General features: G+C 71.3%; 18 protein-coding genes. 6 read left to right on the top strand and 12 right to left on the bottom strand.

What is annotated here, in order from left to right:
* Positions 1 to 18: 18 nt before the first annotated feature.
* Complete coding sequence (locus tag DSY14_RS21635; RefSeq protein WP_211718442.1) at positions 19 to 864, bottom strand: SDR family oxidoreductase; 846 nt, start codon at positions 862 to 864, stop codon at positions 19 to 21.
* Between the two features lie 78 nt (positions 865 to 942).
* Between DSY14_RS21635 and DSY14_RS21630 the strand changes: the two genes are divergently transcribed.
* From DSY14_RS21630 to DSY14_RS21615, 4 genes are all read left to right on the top strand, one after another.
* Positions 943 to 1,377: a MerR family transcriptional regulator gene (locus tag DSY14_RS21630; RefSeq protein ID WP_249188244.1), complete on the top strand. Its 435-nt coding sequence runs from the start codon at positions 943 to 945 to the stop codon at positions 1,375 to 1,377.
* 248 nt (positions 1,378 to 1,625) lie between these two features.
* The gene (locus DSY14_RS21625; protein ID WP_211718441.1) at positions 1,626 to 1,781 is read left to right on the top strand and encodes a hypothetical protein; all 156 of its coding nucleotides are present in this window, start codon (positions 1,626 to 1,628) and stop codon (positions 1,779 to 1,781) included.
* 175 nt (positions 1,782 to 1,956) lie between these two features.
* Complete coding sequence (locus DSY14_RS21620) at positions 1,957 to 2,892, top strand: aldo/keto reductase family oxidoreductase (protein WP_211718440.1); 936 nt, start codon at positions 1,957 to 1,959, stop codon at positions 2,890 to 2,892.
* A gap of 343 nt (positions 2,893 to 3,235) precedes the next feature.
* Positions 3,236 to 3,871 (top strand): GNAT family N-acetyltransferase, encoded by a 636-nt coding sequence (locus DSY14_RS21615; RefSeq protein WP_211718439.1) that lies wholly within the window; start codon positions 3,236 to 3,238, stop codon positions 3,869 to 3,871.
* Between the two features lie 338 nt (positions 3,872 to 4,209).
* On the opposite strand, the gene aztD is transcribed toward DSY14_RS21615, so the two are convergent.
* The 4 genes from aztD to aztB all read right to left on the bottom strand — a co-directional run bounded on the left by aztD (position 4,210) and on the right by aztB (position 8,474).
* Complete coding sequence (gene aztD, locus DSY14_RS21610) at positions 4,210 to 5,397, bottom strand: zinc metallochaperone AztD (RefSeq protein ID WP_211718438.1); 1,188 nt, start codon at positions 5,395 to 5,397, stop codon at positions 4,210 to 4,212.
* Between the two features lie 76 nt (positions 5,398 to 5,473).
* Positions 5,474 to 6,406: a zinc ABC transporter substrate-binding protein AztC gene (gene aztC, locus DSY14_RS21605; protein ID WP_374224039.1), complete on the bottom strand. Its 933-nt coding sequence runs from the start codon at positions 6,404 to 6,406 to the stop codon at positions 5,474 to 5,476.
* 5 nt (positions 6,407 to 6,411) lie between these two features.
* Complete coding sequence (locus DSY14_RS21600; RefSeq protein ID WP_211718443.1) at positions 6,412 to 7,575, bottom strand: ABC transporter; 1,164 nt, start codon at positions 7,573 to 7,575, stop codon at positions 6,412 to 6,414.
* A gap of 17 nt (positions 7,576 to 7,592) precedes the next feature.
* On the bottom strand, positions 7,593 to 8,474 hold the full coding sequence (gene aztB / locus DSY14_RS21595) for a zinc ABC transporter permease AztB (protein WP_211718436.1): 882 nt from the start codon (positions 8,472 to 8,474) through the stop codon (positions 7,593 to 7,595).
* A gap of 73 nt (positions 8,475 to 8,547) precedes the next feature.
* On the opposite strand from aztB, the gene aztA reads away from it, so the two are divergent.
* Positions 8,548 to 9,246: a zinc ABC transporter ATP-binding protein AztA gene (gene aztA, locus DSY14_RS21590; RefSeq protein ID WP_211718435.1), complete on the top strand. Its 699-nt coding sequence runs from the start codon at positions 8,548 to 8,550 to the stop codon at positions 9,244 to 9,246.
* A 162-nt stretch (positions 9,247 to 9,408) separates the two neighbouring features.
* Here aztA and rpsN read toward each other — a convergent pair whose 3' ends face one another.
* The 3 genes from rpsN to rpsR are packed head-to-tail and all read right to left on the bottom strand — an operon-like array spanning position 9,409 to position 10,223.
* Positions 9,409 to 9,714, bottom strand: coding sequence for a 30S ribosomal protein S14 (gene rpsN / locus DSY14_RS21585; RefSeq protein WP_211718434.1), 306 nt, complete (start codon positions 9,712 to 9,714; stop codon positions 9,409 to 9,411).
* Positions 9,714 to 9,950: a 50S ribosomal protein L28 gene (rpmB, locus tag DSY14_RS21580; protein ID WP_211718433.1), complete on the bottom strand. Its 237-nt coding sequence runs from the start codon at positions 9,948 to 9,950 to the stop codon at positions 9,714 to 9,716. Before rpmB ends, rpsN begins: the two co-directional genes overlap by 1 nt.
* 21 nt (positions 9,951 to 9,971) lie before the next feature.
* Positions 9,972 to 10,223, bottom strand: coding sequence for a 30S ribosomal protein S18 (rpsR, locus tag DSY14_RS21575; protein WP_211718432.1), 252 nt, complete (start codon positions 10,221 to 10,223; stop codon positions 9,972 to 9,974).
* 334 nt (positions 10,224 to 10,557) lie between these two features.
* On the opposite strand from rpsR, the gene DSY14_RS21570 reads away from it, so the two are divergent.
* Positions 10,558 to 10,950: a Fur family transcriptional regulator gene (locus DSY14_RS21570; protein ID WP_211718431.1), complete on the top strand. Its 393-nt coding sequence runs from the start codon at positions 10,558 to 10,560 to the stop codon at positions 10,948 to 10,950.
* 115 nt (positions 10,951 to 11,065) lie between these two features.
* Here DSY14_RS21570 and DSY14_RS21565 read toward each other — a convergent pair whose 3' ends face one another.
* The 4 genes from DSY14_RS21565 to DSY14_RS21550 form a co-directional block, all read right to left on the bottom strand.
* Positions 11,066 to 12,079 carry a 4-hydroxythreonine-4-phosphate dehydrogenase PdxA gene (locus tag DSY14_RS21565; RefSeq protein ID WP_211718430.1) on the bottom strand — a complete coding sequence of 338 codons (1,014 nt, stop codon included), beginning with the start codon at positions 12,077 to 12,079 and terminating at the stop codon, positions 11,066 to 11,068.
* Positions 12,076 to 13,674: a tripartite tricarboxylate transporter permease gene (locus tag DSY14_RS21560; RefSeq protein WP_307851299.1), complete on the bottom strand. Its 1,599-nt coding sequence runs from the start codon at positions 13,672 to 13,674 to the stop codon at positions 12,076 to 12,078. The genes DSY14_RS21565 and DSY14_RS21560 overlap by 4 nt, the downstream gene beginning before the upstream one ends.
* Complete coding sequence (locus tag DSY14_RS21555) at positions 13,671 to 14,243, bottom strand: tripartite tricarboxylate transporter TctB family protein (protein WP_211718428.1); 573 nt, start codon at positions 14,241 to 14,243, stop codon at positions 13,671 to 13,673. The genes DSY14_RS21560 and DSY14_RS21555 overlap by 4 nt, the downstream gene beginning before the upstream one ends.
* Positions 14,240 to 14,949 (bottom strand): tripartite tricarboxylate transporter substrate binding protein (locus DSY14_RS21550; RefSeq protein ID WP_211718427.1); only part of this gene is annotated, 710 nt, incomplete at its 5' end. The genes DSY14_RS21550 and DSY14_RS21555, both read right to left, overlap by 4 nt.

Raw genomic sequence — 14,949 nt, 5'->3', positions numbered from 1 at the left:
GGCCACCGCCGCTCGTCGTCACGCCGAGTCGGCCACATCCTCGCGTACCACCGACAGGGCCACGTCCTTGTGGGCCTCGTGTTCCTCCAGACGCGCGGCCAGGGCCCGGCGCACGTGTTCATAGGTGTCGGAACCCAGGGGCAGACGCAGTGGCGCGGTGCCGCCGTCGACCATGTCGATCATCGCCCGGCAGATCCTCACCGGGTCGTTGGCCAGCGTGAACGACCCGTCCGCGAGGGAACGTCGCACGTCCCCGGCCGGTCCGGCGTCGTACTCCGCCATGACCGGTCCGGACACCAGCGCGCCGCCGAAACCGGTGGGGGTGGCCCCGGGCTGGACGATGGTGAGGTCGATGCCGAACGGCGCGATCTCGGCCGCGACGGCCTCGCAGAACCCCTCGATCCCCCATTTCGAGGCGTGGTAGAAGGAGAAGTTCGGGTAGGTGGTCTGACCACCGGCCGTGGACACCTGCAGGATGCGCCCGTGACCCTGGGCGCGCAGATGGGGCAGGGCCGCGCGGATCACGTACATCGAGCCGAGCAGGTTGGTGTCGATCACGGAGCGGATCTGTGCGTCCGTGGCCTCCTCCACGGCGGAGAAGACACCGAAACCGGCGTTGTTGACGATCACGTCGATCGTGCCGAGATCGGCGAAGGCCCGGTCCACGACCTCGCGCGTGCGGTCGGCGTCGGTCACGTCCAGGCGTTCCACCCAGAGCCGATCGCCGTGCGCGACCCGCAGGTCGTCGAGGACCTCGGGGCGGCGGAGCGTCGCCGCGACCCGGTCACCGCGGTCGAGGAGCTGCTCCGTGAGCAGCCGACCGAAGCCCGAGGAGGTGCCGGTGATGAACCATGTGCCGCTCATGAGTGCGCCTTTCGTCGTCGCGTGGCACCGACGGTAGGAGTTCGAGTCGACTCGAGGTCAAGCTCCTATACTCCGGACATGGGAGCCACAGCGGAGCAGTCGATGTCCATCGGCAGGGTGAGCGAACGGACCGGCCTGTCGGCGCACACGTTGCGTTTCTACGAACGCGAGGGGCTGTTCGTCGAACCGATCCGACGTGACACGGCCGGGCGACGGGTGTTCGGTGAGAAGGAGGTCGGCTGGCTGCAGGTGTGCGCTCGACTGCGTTCCTCGGACATGCCGTTGCCCGACATCCGTCGGTACGCCGAACTGGTCCGCCAGGGCGCGGGCACCGAGGCGGAGCGACTCGAACTCCTCCGCGGTCACCAGGCTCGCGTGGAGCGACGCGCGAGGGAACTCCGGGACTCCCTCGACGTCATCCGGTTCAAGGTCGCGCTGTACGAGGAACACTTCGCCGCCGGGTCCGCCGACACCCTCTGGCGGGACGGCCCCGCGTGCGCACCGGCGGAGTGAACGCGCCGGTCCGGGATCCCCGGGCGCACGTTCCCCTCTCGGACGGACCGGGGTGGCCCGTTGCCCGGTGACGGCCGTCGTGCCTCTCGCGCGAGGTCCCCCGCGATCCGCCCCGACCCGCGTGTCCTCGCCCCGACGCAACCCCCGGCCGGGCTCGCGACGTCATCGACAAGAGAGGCCCTTGAGCGCGACGGCGGCCTCGGCCGCGAGCGCGGGGCACGGAACCGAGCACGGACACGGAGGACCCCATGACCACCAGGATCGTCACGGCCATCGCCGCCATCGCGGCCGCGCTCGTGCTCGCCCTGAGCGCCTGCGGTCCCTCGAACGAGCCCGGCGGCGGGGGCGGGGGCGGGTACAACGAGGACACCGGCAGCAGCATCAGCCACGACCCCACCGTGTAGGAGCCCCGGAGACCCAAGGACCCGGCCCTGATGGACGGCGGGGCCGGGTCGGCCCGGGTTCCTCGGCCGGCGGGCGGAGGGGACCACCGCCCTTCCGTGGACGGCCGATGCTCGACCACGCTGGACTTCCGGCGGGACGCCCCCTAACGTGAGCGCCTGATCGGAAGGAACCCCAGTGAAGACGTTCACTCTCCCCGGGACGGACATCTCCGCCCCCAACGTCGTGCTCGGCCTGATGCGCATCGCCGACAAGTCCGACGACGAGGTCCGCGCACTGGTGCGCACCGCTCGCGACGCGGGCGTCGACTTCGTGGACCACGCCGACATCTACGGACCCACGACCCACGCGTGCGAACGCCGTTTCGCCGAGGCGATGCGGCTGACCCCCGCCGAACGCGACGCCGTCACCATTCAGACCAAGGCGGGCATCGTCCCCGACGGGCCCTACTACGACCACTCCTACGAGCACATCGTGGCCTCCGTCGAGGGTTCGCTGCGCGCCCTGGACACCGACCGCGTCGACATCCTCCTGCTGCACCGCCCCGACGCGCTCGTCGAACCCGAGGAGGTCGCCCGGGCCTTCGACCACCTGGAGTCGGCCGGGAAGGTGCGGGCGTTCGGGGTGTCCAACCACACGCCTCGTCAGATCGACCTGCTGCGCCGCCACGTGCGTCAGCCGATCGTGGTGAACCAGCTCCAACTGTCGCTGACCCACGCCCCGATCATCACCCAGGGGCTGGCCTCGAACATGGTCGGTGAGCCGCAGTCGGTCACGCTCGACGCCGGTGGTGTCCTCGACCACGCCCGACTGCACGACATCACCGTGCAGGCCTGGTCGCCGTTCCAGGCGGGTTTCTTCGACGGCGTGTTCCTGGGCTCGCACAAGTACGACGAGCTCAACGCGGTCATCGACCGTCTCGCCGCCCGTTACGACGTGCCGCCCATCGCGGTGGCCACGGCGTGGATCACGCGGCATCCGGCACGCATGCAGGTCGTGCTCGGCACCACCACCCCCGAACGGGTGACCGGTGCGGCCCAGGGGTCGGATCTGGCCCTGACCCGCCCCGAGTGGTACGAACTGACCCGCGCCGCCGGTCATCGCGTGCCCTGAGCCCGGATCGGTCGACCCCGTACCCGTCGAGGCGGGGTGACCGACGCCCCGCCCCCGGAGCCGCGCAGCCGGCTCCGGGGGCGGCGTCGTGGTGGGGTGTTCCGGTGTGGAAGGGATCGGCCACGCCCATCGTCGCTCGTCGGCCTCCGCCCCCTGTGGGGCCCGCCCCGAGCGCGGCGTCCGCCGGAGCCTCCACCGGCGTCTCACGGTTCGTCCCGCGCGGTGTGCGGCCACGGACGGCCCCGCGCGCGACGGGTGGGATCGGTCGGAGACGGTGTGGAGGACGTGCCACCGAGTCCACGTGCGGTACTGTACCGTCTGGACGGTATATGAAGGGGGAGCCATGGGAGAAGGACCGGGGAAGGCCGCGATCCGAGCCGCCGGACGCAGGGACGTGACCGCGATCTCCCGGGTGCTGGGGCGCGCCTTCGAGGGGGACCCGTTCGTGACGTGGATGTTCCCCGACCCGCGGGAGCGCCGGCGGCGGGCCCGGCGGCTGTACGCGATCGAGGCGGGGTTCGAGTACCTTCCCCACGGGCGGGTCGACGTGGCCGTGCTCGACGGACGTGTGGTGGGAGCCGCCCTGTGGGGGAGCCCGCACTCCTCGACCGCAACGGCGGCCCTGCGCGCCGCCCCGCATCTGGCCGCGCTCTTCGGTGCCCGCATGTTGCCCACCGTGCTCCAGGGCATGGCACGGCTCGCGGAGCACACCCCGCGCACACCCCATTGGTACCTTGCGGAACTGGGCACCGACCCCGACGTGCGGGGCGCCGGCGCGGGGGTGGCTCTGTTGCGTCAGGGGTTGGACCGGGCCGACGCCGACGGCACCCCCGTCTTCCTGGAGTCCAGCAAGGCGGAGAACCTGCCGTTCTACGCGCGCTTCGGATTCCGCGACGCCGCCGAGGTCCCGATGCCCGAGGGGCCCACCCTGCACACCATGGTGCGCGGTGCGGGCGGGGGTGCGGTCCCGGTGCCCTAGACACGGCCGTGGGTGGTCTCCCGCGCCGGCTCGACGTCGTACCCGCACGAGCAGCGGCCCTGACCGGGTCCGTGGACATGTCGGTGGGCGCCGATGGTGGAGACGTCGAACAGCCGGGCCGCTCACCCCCGCCGAACGGTGCGGCGCACGGTCGGGACCGGCGCGGCACCGCCCTCGCCGAGGGCGACCCTCGTCCCGAGAAGAGGGCCGAGAGCCGTGCTCCGGACGCCGAAGGGCCGTGCCCACCGGCGCCCCGGTCGGGCGTTCGGCGGACACGGCCGCGGGTCGGGAGGTGACGGCCGGTCCGCCGTACGGGCGGACCGGCCGGAGGGCCCGCGCTAGTGCGCGACCCCGCTCAGCTCGTTGGGCGTCTCCTCCAACGTCACCGAGCCGGTGACCTCACCACTGGACAGGTCCACGGCGTGCACCTGGTCGGTGGCGGTGTCGGTCACGTACGCGGTGCCTCCGCGCACGAACAGGGCGGGACGGGGCGACTGCCACTCCAGCGGCTCCTCCCAGGCGTCCATCAGCGCGATGCTGTCGGTGATCTCGGCCGTCTCCGGGTCGATCACGTGCAGTGCGCCGTCGGTGCCCAGCACCAGCGCCTCGCCCTCCGGGCCGCGCCCCAGGGAGCGGAAGGTGTAACTGGAGGGCAGCTCGACCAGGGTCATGGAGGCGTCGGAGGTGTCGACGAGGGCGACCTGTTCGGGGCGCTCCAACTCCGCGTCCGGGTCGGTCTTGTAGTCGCCCAGGACGATGGGGGAGTCGTCGGACCCGGCCTGGTTGCCGATCCGCCCGTAGTCGTCCTCGCTGTCCGCCTTGGTGAACGCGCCGTCCTGGTAGACGAGGACGCCGTCCTGACACCCGATGACGACGGCCTCGCCCTCGGCGGTGGTCTCCCCGTGCACGCCGGGGCACTCCTCGCTGCGGGCGATCTCCTCACGGTCCTCGTCGAGAACGACCGCGCCCACACGTTCCTCCTCGTCGCCGAGGGTGACGAGCAGTTCGCCGTTGCCGAGTTCGACGGCCACGCCGTGGTGGGCCTCCTCGGTGGTGTACACGTCCAGGTCCTCGGGCACGCCGTCGCCGAGCGCGTCGGTGTCGAAGGCGGTCACCTCACCGGTGCCGTCGGCGAACAGCACGGTGCGGCCCGCGTGTCGGACCACGTGCCCGGGGGTGTCGGCGGCGAAGACGGTGTCGGTCAGTTCCGCGCCCGCCGCGTCCAGGACCTGGAAGCCCTCGGAGGTGGAGACGAACACGTGCCGCTCGTCCCCGGCCGGGTTCAGCCGGTTGAAGCCCTCCAGATCGAGATCCTCGATCACCTCAAGGGTCTCTCCGTCCAGGAGGTAGAGGCCACCGTCGTAGGTGGTCACGATGGGCTCGTTCACCGCGACGGCGCTCGCGTCGGACTGTTCGGCGCCGGCCTCGTCGGCGTCGCCGTCGGTGCCGCAGGCGGTCAACAACAGCCCCGCGGAGAGCAGGACGGGCAGCGCGGCGGCCCGGTGCGGGTGATGGGGTGTACGCATGATCCTCTTTCGGTTCGTGATGCGGGAAGTTCCGCCGTGGTAGGGGGTCCACGGCGTGGGGGACCCGTGGTCCGGGTCAGTCGCCGTCGAGTCCGGCGGCGATGGCTTCGGTGTTGGCGCGCATCATCTCCAGGTAGGTGGCGGCGCCCTCGCCCTCCTCACTGAGGGACTCGGAGAAGAGTGGGACGACCTCGATCTCCACCCCCGCCTCCTCGGCCATCACGGTGGCCAGGCGGTCGGGTTGGGAGGAGTCGGCGAAGACCGCCGAGACACCGGCCTCGGCGACGGCGTCGGAGAGGTCCTTGAGGTCGGAGGTGCTGGGAGAGGCCAGGGTGGTGCCGCTGGGGACCACCGCCCCGATGACCTCGAAGTCGTAGCGCTCGGCGAGATAGCCGAAGACGTGGTGGTTGGTCACCAGCCTGCGGTTCTCCGCGGGCAGGGCCGCGAACTCCTCGGCCATCCACGTGTCGAGTTCGACGACCCTGTCGCCGTAGGCCTCGGCGTTGGCGCGGACCGTGTCGGGGTCCACCCCCGCGACCTCCTCGACCACGTGCTCGGTGATCAGGTCCACCGCCATGAGGACACGAGCGGGGTCGGTCCAAAAGTGCGGGTCGGGCTCGCCCTCGCTCTCGTCGGAGGTGTAGGGCAGGGGGTCGACGTGCGCGCCGACCTCCAGTGCCGGCACCCCCGCCTCCGCCGCGGTGGCGACGTTGCGGGCGATGCCCTCCTCCAGACCGAGGCCGTTGTGCACGACCAGGTCGGCGTTCTCCAGGGTCGCCGCCTCCTGGGCGGAGATCCCGAACGAGTGGGGGTCGGCGTTGGGTTTCATCAGCACCGTGACCTCGGCCTCCTCGCCGACGATCTCCCGGGTGAGGTCCCCGAGGATGTTGGTGGTCACCACCACCCCCGCGCCGCCGTCGCCGGGGGAACAGGCGGCCAGAGCGCAGACGAGACCGGTGGCCGTGAGCGCGGCGAGGGCGCGTGGGCCGCGTGGACGACGAGTGGACACGGCGCTCACCGTCCCGTCTCGATCATCAGGTGCGGCGCGATGTCCAGCTCGAAGACGCGTGCCACGCGCAGGTCGTCGTTGTAGTCGATCTCGTGGACCAGGCCGGCCTCGGCGTCGTTGACGTAGGCGCGGGCGGTGTCCACCTGGAGCGCGGGCGGGGCTTGGGGGTCCAGGCTCTCCACCAGCGGAGCCTGCGTCGTCTGCTCACCGCTGTCCGGATCGAGGGAGTGCAGTGTGCCCTCGCCGTCCAGTGCCAGCACCGGTGCGCCTTCGCCGACCGCGGTCACCGCGACCGCGTCGTCGAGGTCGAGGGTGCGCCATGCGGTCTCCGCCAGGTCCAGGACCCAGGCGTCGCCGTCGGTGGACAGCGCCGCGAGCACGGCGGAGCCGGGTCGATGCTGGAAGGACTCCACGCGCCCGGAGCCCGGGTAGGGGAGTGTCTCGGCGTCGAGGGCGTCGTCCACCTCGGTGACGTGGAGGGCGCCCTCCGCGCAGCCCACGACCAGACCGCGGCGCGTGACCGCCGCGCCCCGGGGGTCCTCGCAACGCTCCTCCATGGTGGGGCCGGGCTCTCCATCGCGTTCCACGACACCGACCGTGCCGTCGGCGTCGACGGACACCAGACCCCCGGCGAAGGGAAGTGCGGTCGTCGTCGGCTCGGGGAGCAGGTCCAGGCTGGAGACCGATCCGTCCTCCAGGCCCGCCCGGTCCAGGAGCAGGGAGGAGCCCTCGGCGCCGGTGACCGAGGTCAGGGCGGTGTCGGTGACCACCCCGGGCGCGGTCGATCCGTCCAAGGCGCCGACGTGTCCGGTGTCGGTCCGGTAGTAGTGGTAGTGGTCTCCGTGATCCACGGTCCACACACCGGTGTCGATGACGTCCGTCGTCCCATCACCGGATGAGTGGAGGTACGCGAATCGTCCGTCCCCGGCGATGCCGTCCACTCCCGGGACGTCGCCGAGTTCGGTCACCTCCTCGGTGATGAGGTCCAGCAGGCGCACCTCACCGCCGGTGGTGTCGGCCAGGACCAGGCGGGACTGTGGTTCGGCGGTCTCCTCGGCGCCCTCGACGTAGCCGTGGGGCGTCTCCTCGGTCTCGGGCGCGCCCTCCGTCGTCGGGGCTCCGGAACAGCCGGCCAGGAGCAGGGCGCACAGCCCGGCGGCTCCGGCCATCGTGATCGGCACGGTTCTCACGGGGTCATCGACCTCTCTTCGAGTCGGGGGTGGGTGGGGGTGAGGGGATGCTCTCGGCGTCCGATCCGCGAGCGCAGGGCCGAGAGCGCGACCGAGACGAAGAAGAACGCCACCGCGGTCGCGGCGATGCTCGCCCCGGCCGCCGTCTCCCAGTGCCAGGAGGCCAGCAACCCCACGAAGGTCGAGGCGACCCCGACCAGGGCGGCCAGGCACATGATCATCGGTACGCTCCGCGCCCACAGGACGGCGGCCGCGGGAGGCGCGATGAGCAGCCCGAACACCAAAAGGGTGCCGACCACGTGGAACGAGGCGACCACCGCGAGGGTGACCAGGGCGAGCATCGCGGCGTGCGCCGCGCGGGGGGCCAGGCCCAGGGTGTGGGCCTTGCGCGGATCGAAGGTCAACGCCACGAAGGCGCGGTGACCCACCAGGGCCATGGTCAGGGCCACCCCCAGGCAGATCCCCAGGTGCAGCAGGTCGCGTTCGCGCACCGCCAGCACGTCCCCGAACAGGAACGCCGTCAGGTCGACGGCGAACGTGGACGAGTGGGACACCAGGATCACGCCGACGGAGAGCATGCCGACGAACAGCAGACCGATGCTGGTGTCCTGGGACAACCGCGGGGAGCGGCTCAGCAGGGTCACCCCCGCCGCCATGGCCCCGGCCGCCAGGGCGGCGCCCAGGAAGAGGCTCTGTCCCAGCAACGCGGCCAAGGCCACACCGGGGAGCATGCCGTGCGACATGGCGTCCCCGAGGAACGCCATCCCGCGCAGGACCACCCAGGTCCCGGCGATCGCGCAGACGAGGGAGACGAGGACGCCTCCCCACAGCGCTCGCTGGACGAAGGTGACCCCGAACGGGTCGATCAGTGCTTCCATGATGCGACACTCTATAACGATAACCATTATCGTTTGCACATCGGGTCGAGTGATCGGAAGGCGGAGGAAGCGGATGATCCACACGGAGTTGCGGGCCGTGTACGCGGGGTACGGGCGGGCGGACGTTCTGCGAGGGGTCGACGCCGTCGTTCCTCGGGGCGCGATCACGGCCCTGGTCGGACCCAACGGTGCGGGTAAGTCCACCCTGCTCGCGGTCCTGGCGGGTGTGCTCCGGCCGCGCGGCGGTGAGGTCGTGCGCGCCGCCGGCGCCCGGCCCGCCTTCGTGGTGCAACGCAGTGCGGTCTCCGACACACTGCCCCTGACCGTGGGCGACGCCGTGGCCATGGGCCGCTGGGCCCACCGCGGGCTCTGGAGGCCGCTGACCCGCCACGACCGCGCGGTGGTGCGCGAGGCGTTGGACAGGGTCGGTGTCGCCGATCTGGCCGGTCACCAGTTGGGACGGATCTCGGGTGGTCAGCGCCAGCGCGCGCTCATCGCCCAGGGGCTGGCCCAGGAGGCCGAACTGCTGTTGCTGGACGAGCCCTCCGCCGGGCTGGACCGCGAGGCGCGGGAACAGATCGCCCACGTGCTGGACTCGCTGCGCGGGCAGGCCACGATCGTGCACGCCACGCACTTCCCGGACGAGGCGGCGGACGCGGACCACCGGCTCACGCTCGACCAGGGGCGCGCGGTGTTCGCGGACACGGATCGGCCGGGCGAGGCGGACGAGGGCGGTGTGCCCTCGGCGTGGGCGGGGTCGCCGCGCCCGTGACGACGCGCGTTCGGGGTGGCGGCGGTCGCGTGAGGGTGTGAGGGCGTGAGGGTGCTCGGATCGCGCGCAGGAACAGGGGTTCCCGGGGCGGTGTGGAACCCGCCCCGGGAACTCGCGGGTCGACCGGATCGCGAACGGTCGGCCCCCGCTGGAGCCCGAGGGCTACCAGCTGGACTTGGTGACCCCCGGGAGCTCTCCACGGTGCGCCATCTCGCGGAAGCGGATCCGGGAGAGTCCGAACCGCCTCAGGTGGCCGCGGGGGCGACCGTCCACGGCGTCACGGTTGCGCACACGGGTGGCGCTCGCGTCACGAGGCTGACGGCGCAGTTCGGCCACCGCGGCGGCGCGCGCCTCCTCTCCGGTGTGCGGGCTCTTGATGAGCCGCTTCAGCTCGGCGCGCCGTTCGGCGTACCGGGCCACGACCTTCTCGCGCTGCTCGTTGCGGGCGATCTTGCTCTTCTTGGCCATCAGACCCTCACCCCACGTGCGCGCATCTCGGCGACCACGCGCTCGATGCCCCGCGCGTCGATCACCTTCATGCCCTTGGTGCTCACGCGCAGTGCGACGAAGCGCCGTTCGCTCGGCAGCCAGTAGCGCTTGTTCTGGACGTTGGGGTCGAAGCGACGCTTGGTGCGCCGGTGGGAGTGGGAGATCGTGTGGCCGAACGCGGGCGCCTTGCCGGTCACCTGACAGACACGGGACACGGGGGACTCCTTCCTGGTGGGTCAGTGCTGCTTGGTCGAGGAGGGGTAGGGCAGCAGGGCCATCTCGCGGGCGTTCTCGATCGCCGTGGCGATCAGCCTCTGCTGACGGGCGCTCGCGCGGGTGACACGGCGGCTGCGGATCTTGCCCTTGTCCGAGACGAATCCGCGGAGCAGGGTCGTGTCCTTGTAGTCGACGTGGTCGGAATCGCCCCACGGGGCGGCGCACACGCGCTGACGGGGTGGGTCGTCGTTACGGCGTCTGCCGGTGGACATGGTCGCCTTTCCGGGGCTCGGCGTCGGGGCGGGCGGGTCGGCGCGGTCGTTTCGGCCAGGGCGACCGGGAGAGGCGGTGCGCACGCTCTCCACCCCCGACGTGGCTCCTCTTCTGAATGGAAATGAAAATCGTTCCCATACTCTACATCGTACTCGCGGTGCTCTCGCGCGACGGGGTGGCGTGTGCGGGGCGAGTCTCGGCTACTATGGTGCTGATAATCATTTCCACAAGCACGACTCGTGTCCCCAGGAGTCCTTCTCGTGTACGCAGGGCGACGCCGGCGTCGAGCCGGACCCGTGCCTCCCGTGAACCCGTGCCGGGTGGTCGACTGACATGGCCAGGACACCCGGCTATGACGGGGCGGTGCTCGGAGTCCTCGGGCGCGGCGCACGCTTCCGCAGCTGCCGCGAGATCCACCGGGACCTGAACCGGTCCTCCTCGACGGCGCCCCCGCCGAGCCTGTCCACCGTCTACCGCACGGTGCACCGGATGTCTCGGGAGGGCGTGCTCGACACGATCCGTTCCCCCGACGGTGAACGCCTCTACCGGCGGTGCAGGACACCGGTGCGGCACCACCACCTGTTCTGCCGTGTGTGCGGAACCGTGGAGGAGATCACCGAGGTGGCCGAGGTCGGGGAGGTCGTGGAGCGGATTCGGCGCACGAGCGGTTTCGCGGCGATCGACCACACCCTCGAACTCACCGGTCTCTGCCCGCGCTGCCACTGAGCCGCCGGGGCGGGATCGGTACGGCCACAGCCGGCCCCGATCACCGCCCACACGACCCCGCGCACACGACTCCGCCCGCCCCCAGGACGGGGACGGGCGGAGCGTTCGGAAACGATCAGGCGGGCACGGAACGCCGGCCGCCGATGCCCACCGCCAGGTCGAAGGCGTTCTGGACCGAACCGGTGTTGGCCACACCCTTGCCCACCACGTCGAAGGCGGTGCCGTGGGCGGGGGTGCAGATCGGAACGGGGAGTCCGCCCGCGATGGTGACCCCACCGTCGAAGCCCATCAGCTTCATGGCGATCTGGCCCTGGTCGTGGTACATGGTCAGGATCCCGTCGAACTCACCGCTCTTCGCGCGCAGGAAGATGGTGTCCGAGGGGAACGGACCCGTGATGTCCAGACCCTGGCCGGCCAGGTCGGCGACGGCCGGGGCGATGATGTCGATCTCGTGCCGGCCGAAACTCCCGTTCTCCCCGGCGTGCGGGTTGAGGGCGCACACCCCGATCCTCGGTGCGCTCAGCCCGGAGCCGCGCAGGACCCGGTCCAACAGCAGACCCGCCTCCACCACGTTCTCCCGGGTGATGCCCTGGTCCACGTCGGCGATGGACACGTGCGAGGTGACGCGCGCGGTCCACAGACCGGGCAGCACGTTCAGTTCGGAGGTGAAGGTCTCCACCCCCAGCACTTCCTCGAACCAGCGCAGCTCGTCGCTGGTGGTCATCCCGGCCAGGTGCAGGGAGGACTTGTTGAGGGGTGCGAACAGGATCGCGTCCACTCGGCCGTCCCGGACCATGTCGAGCGCCACCGCCAGGTTGGCCAGCGCCCACCGGCCACCGGCCTCGGTGGCCTTGCGGCGCTCGAAACCGCCCTCCGTCCCGGCGGGGCGGGCGGCGCCGTTGTCGTACAGCACCGGCAGACCGGATCCGGCCTCCTCGGCGTAGGCGATGGGCACCCCGGCGTCCTCACCGGCCGACCGCAGTTCGTCGGGGTCGGAGATGAGCACGATGTCGGCGGCCGCCGTGTTCTCGGGCCGCGACAGCAGGCGGGCGATCAGTTCGGGACCGACCCCCGCCGGGTCGCCGAGGGTGATGGCGACGCGGGGGCGGTGCTGGTGAGAGGTGGTCATGACTGCCTTCCTGGCGGTTGGGGCTTGTGGGTGGAGTCGGTCGCGCCGTCGGTGGCGTCGGTGCCCTCGGGGTCGGTGTCCTGGTCCTGGTGCGGGGGAACGTGCGGGGTGTCGCGCCGGCTCCGGGACCGCACGAACCGCACGGTGGTGGGGCCCACGACCAGCAGTAGCGCCAGGGTGAGGATGGCGAGCGCGGTACCGCTGGAGGCGAGCAGGGGCATGACCGCGCCCTCACCGAGCGCCGAGGTCTGCACCAGGGCGGTCTCGAACAGCGGGCCGATGACCAGGCCCAGCACGAGCGGGGCCACGGGCAGGTTGAGCCGCTTCATGGCATAGCCCACGAACCCGAACACGATCACGATCCAGACGCTCAGCATGCTGTTCTTGATCGAGTAGGCGCCGACCAGGCTGGTCACGATGATGAGCGGGTACAGCACCGAGTACCTGATCCGCAGGAGCTGGGCGAAGACCGGGGCGAGCGGCAGGTTCAGCAGGAGCAGCAGGGCGTTGCCGATGAAGAACGACGCCAGCAGCCCCCAGACCAGGGTGGGCTGGTTCTCGAACAGCAGCGGTCCCGGCTGGATGCCGTACACCAGGAACGCGCCCAGCAGGACGGCCGTGGTGGCACCGCCCGGAACACCGAGGACGAGGGTCGGTACGAAGTTGGCGTTCGAACCCGAGCTGGTGGCGGCGTCCGGGGCGACCACGCCCTCGATCGCGCCGGTGCCCAGCTGGTCGCGGTTCCTGGAGAAGCGCTTCTCCGCGCCGTAGGCCATGAAGGAGGCCAAGGTGGTGCCCGCGCCGGGCAGACATCCCAGGATGAAGCCGACCAGGGTGCCGCGCGCCGTGGCCGGGGCGGCGCGGCGCAGGTCCTCGCGGGTCAGGAGCAGGTCCCGGAAACGGGCCCGGATCGGGGTGGCCATGCCTCGGTGCAGCTGGTTGAGGACCTCGCCGATCGCGAAGAGTCCGATCATCACCTCGACGTAGGGCAGGCCGCCGAACAGGCCGACCTGGTCGAACGTGTAGCGGGGCGTGCCCGAACCGACGTCCACTCCGACGCTGGAGATGAGGACGCCGACCAGGCCCAGCGCGGCGCCCAGCAGCAGGTTGCGTCCGGAGAACACCATGATGGTGCACAGGCCCAGGGCCATCACGGCGAGGATCTCGGGCGGGCCGAAGCCCAGCGCGATGTCGGCGAAGATCGGCGCGAGCGTGGTCAGGGCGATGAGCGCGATGAACGCCGCGGTGAAGGAGCCGATCGCGGAGATCGCGAGCGCCGGTCCGGCCCGGCCGGCGCGGGCCATCCGGTAGCCGTCGAAGGTCGAGACCACGGAGGAGGCCTCACCGGGCGTGGCGACCAGGATGGCGGTGGTCGTGGCCCCGAACTGGGAGCCGTGGTAGATGCCCGCGAGCATGATGAGCGCGGTGAGCGGGTCGAAGGTGAGGGTGACCGGGATCAGGATGGCCACGCCGGTGGCGGACCCGAGGCCGGGCAGGATGCCGATGACGGTGCCGAGCAGCACACCGATGAAGCACCAGAACAGGTTCTCCGGGGTCAGAGCGGCACTGAAGCCGATGACGAGGTTGTCGATCACGGGGCGCTCCACAGAGCCGGGTCGAAGACACCGAGGGGGAGGGGCACCCTCAGGAGCACGACGAACAGCAGGTAGCACACGACGAGGACGCCGAAGGAGGCGGCGAGCGCGACGGGCGGACGCAGGCGTTCGACGCGCAGGGTCAGGAACAGGGTGAGCAGGGCCAGTGTGGGCAGCATGCCGAGGAAGGGGATGAGCGCGCCGGCGCAGACGATGGTGATCGAGACGACGATCAGCTTGCGGCGCACGGTGCGCTGTTCCTCCGCCGCGTGCTCGGAGTCCTCCTCGACGTGGCCGTCGCCTTCGAGGATCGTGCCCGTGCGCATCTCGCGGAGGAGCATGAGCGCCCCGATGAGCGCCAGGGCCAGCCCGGCCACGCGGGGGAGAGCCCCGGGGCCGACGGTGCCGTCCTCGACCGTGGTCCACGGGTAGGCGAACGAACCCAGGAAGAAGACGGTGCCGACCGCGCAGAGCACGGCGTGGGCGGCCAGGACCGAGGGGCGGGCCCGAACGGCGGCGTCGGGGGACGTCGCGGTGTCGGGGGTGCGGGGCGGGTCGTGCGGGCTCACCGGAACACCTCCTGCATCTCCGCGTCGTGATCGTCCAGGAACTCCTCGAACTCCTCACCGGCGAGGTCGGCCGGGATGAGCAGGTCCTCCTCGATGTAGTCCTGGTAGGTCTGGGAGTCCATGGCCTCGCGGATCGCGTCGATCCAGTAGTCCCGCTGGACGGGGGCGATCCCGTCGGGGGCCAGAACGCCGCGCCACATGGTGACCTGGGCGTCCAGGTCCTGCTCCAACGCCGTCGGCACGTCGCCCAGGACGGGGTCGTCGTAGCGTTCCTCGGTGAGCGTGCACAGCGCCTTGAAGTCGCCGCTCTCCACGTAGGGCTTGACCGAGGCCGCGCTGGCCGGGGCCACGTCGATCTGGCCGCCCATCAGTCCGGTCAGCACCTCGCCGGTGGATCCGTAGGGCACGACGGAGAAGGCGCCGCCGTTGCGTTCGAACTCCGCGATGACCAGGGAGTCGGCTCCGGTCCGGCCGCTGGAGCCCGTTTTCACGGGTTGGTCCGCCCCGGCCTCGACCAGGTCGGTGCAGGTCTCGTACGGTGCGTCCTGAGAGGCCACGACCATCCGCGAGTCCTGGGCGAACATGACCAACGGGGTGAAGTCGCGGTAGGTGAAGGGCACGTCGTAGACGAGGGGGAGCGTGTTGAGAGCGGTCTCGGCCACGAGCAGGGCGTTGCCGTTGCCCTGCTCGGACAGGAAGGTGGCCC

It is taken from the genome of Nocardiopsis sp. MG754419 (assembly GCF_018207095.1).
Classification (GTDB): domain Bacteria; phylum Actinomycetota; class Actinomycetes; order Streptosporangiales; family Streptosporangiaceae; genus Nocardiopsis.
Note: the sequence above shows the minus strand (reverse complement) of the source record. Positions and strands in the feature narration are given on the sequence as shown.

Excerpts from the sequence above, each read along its gene's own strand:
- aztA (WP_211718435.1), top strand. The coding sequence starts at position 8,548 with ATGATCCACACGGAGTTGCGGGCCGTGTACGCGGGGTACGGGCGGGCG.
- DSY14_RS21630 (WP_249188244.1), top strand. The coding sequence starts at position 943 with ATGGGAGCCACAGCGGAGCAGTCGATGTCCATCGGCAGGGTGAGCGAA.
- DSY14_RS21600 (WP_211718443.1), bottom strand. The coding sequence starts at position 7,575 with ATGGCCGGAGCCGCCGGGCTGTGCGCCCTGCTCCTGGCCGGCTGTTCC.
- DSY14_RS21615 (WP_211718439.1), top strand. The coding sequence starts at position 3,236 with ATGGGAGAAGGACCGGGGAAGGCCGCGATCCGAGCCGCCGGACGCAGG.
- rpsR (WP_211718432.1), bottom strand. The coding sequence starts at position 10,223 with ATGTCCACCGGCAGACGCCGTAACGACGACCCACCCCGTCAGCGCGTG.
- rpsN (WP_211718434.1), bottom strand. The coding sequence starts at position 9,714 with ATGGCCAAGAAGAGCAAGATCGCCCGCAACGAGCAGCGCGAGAAGGTC.
- DSY14_RS21635 (WP_211718442.1), bottom strand. The coding sequence starts at position 864 with ATGAGCGGCACATGGTTCATCACCGGCACCTCCTCGGGCTTCGGTCGG.
- aztB (WP_211718436.1), bottom strand. The coding sequence starts at position 8,474 with ATGGAAGCACTGATCGACCCGTTCGGGGTCACCTTCGTCCAGCGAGCG.
- DSY14_RS21570 (WP_211718431.1), top strand. The coding sequence starts at position 10,558 with ATGGCCAGGACACCCGGCTATGACGGGGCGGTGCTCGGAGTCCTCGGG.
- aztD (WP_211718438.1), bottom strand. The coding sequence starts at position 5,397 with ATGCGTACACCCCATCACCCGCACCGGGCCGCCGCGCTGCCCGTCCTG.
- DSY14_RS21625 (WP_211718441.1), top strand. The coding sequence starts at position 1,626 with ATGACCACCAGGATCGTCACGGCCATCGCCGCCATCGCGGCCGCGCTC.
- DSY14_RS21565 (WP_211718430.1), bottom strand. The coding sequence starts at position 12,079 with ATGACCACCTCTCACCAGCACCGCCCCCGCGTCGCCATCACCCTCGGC.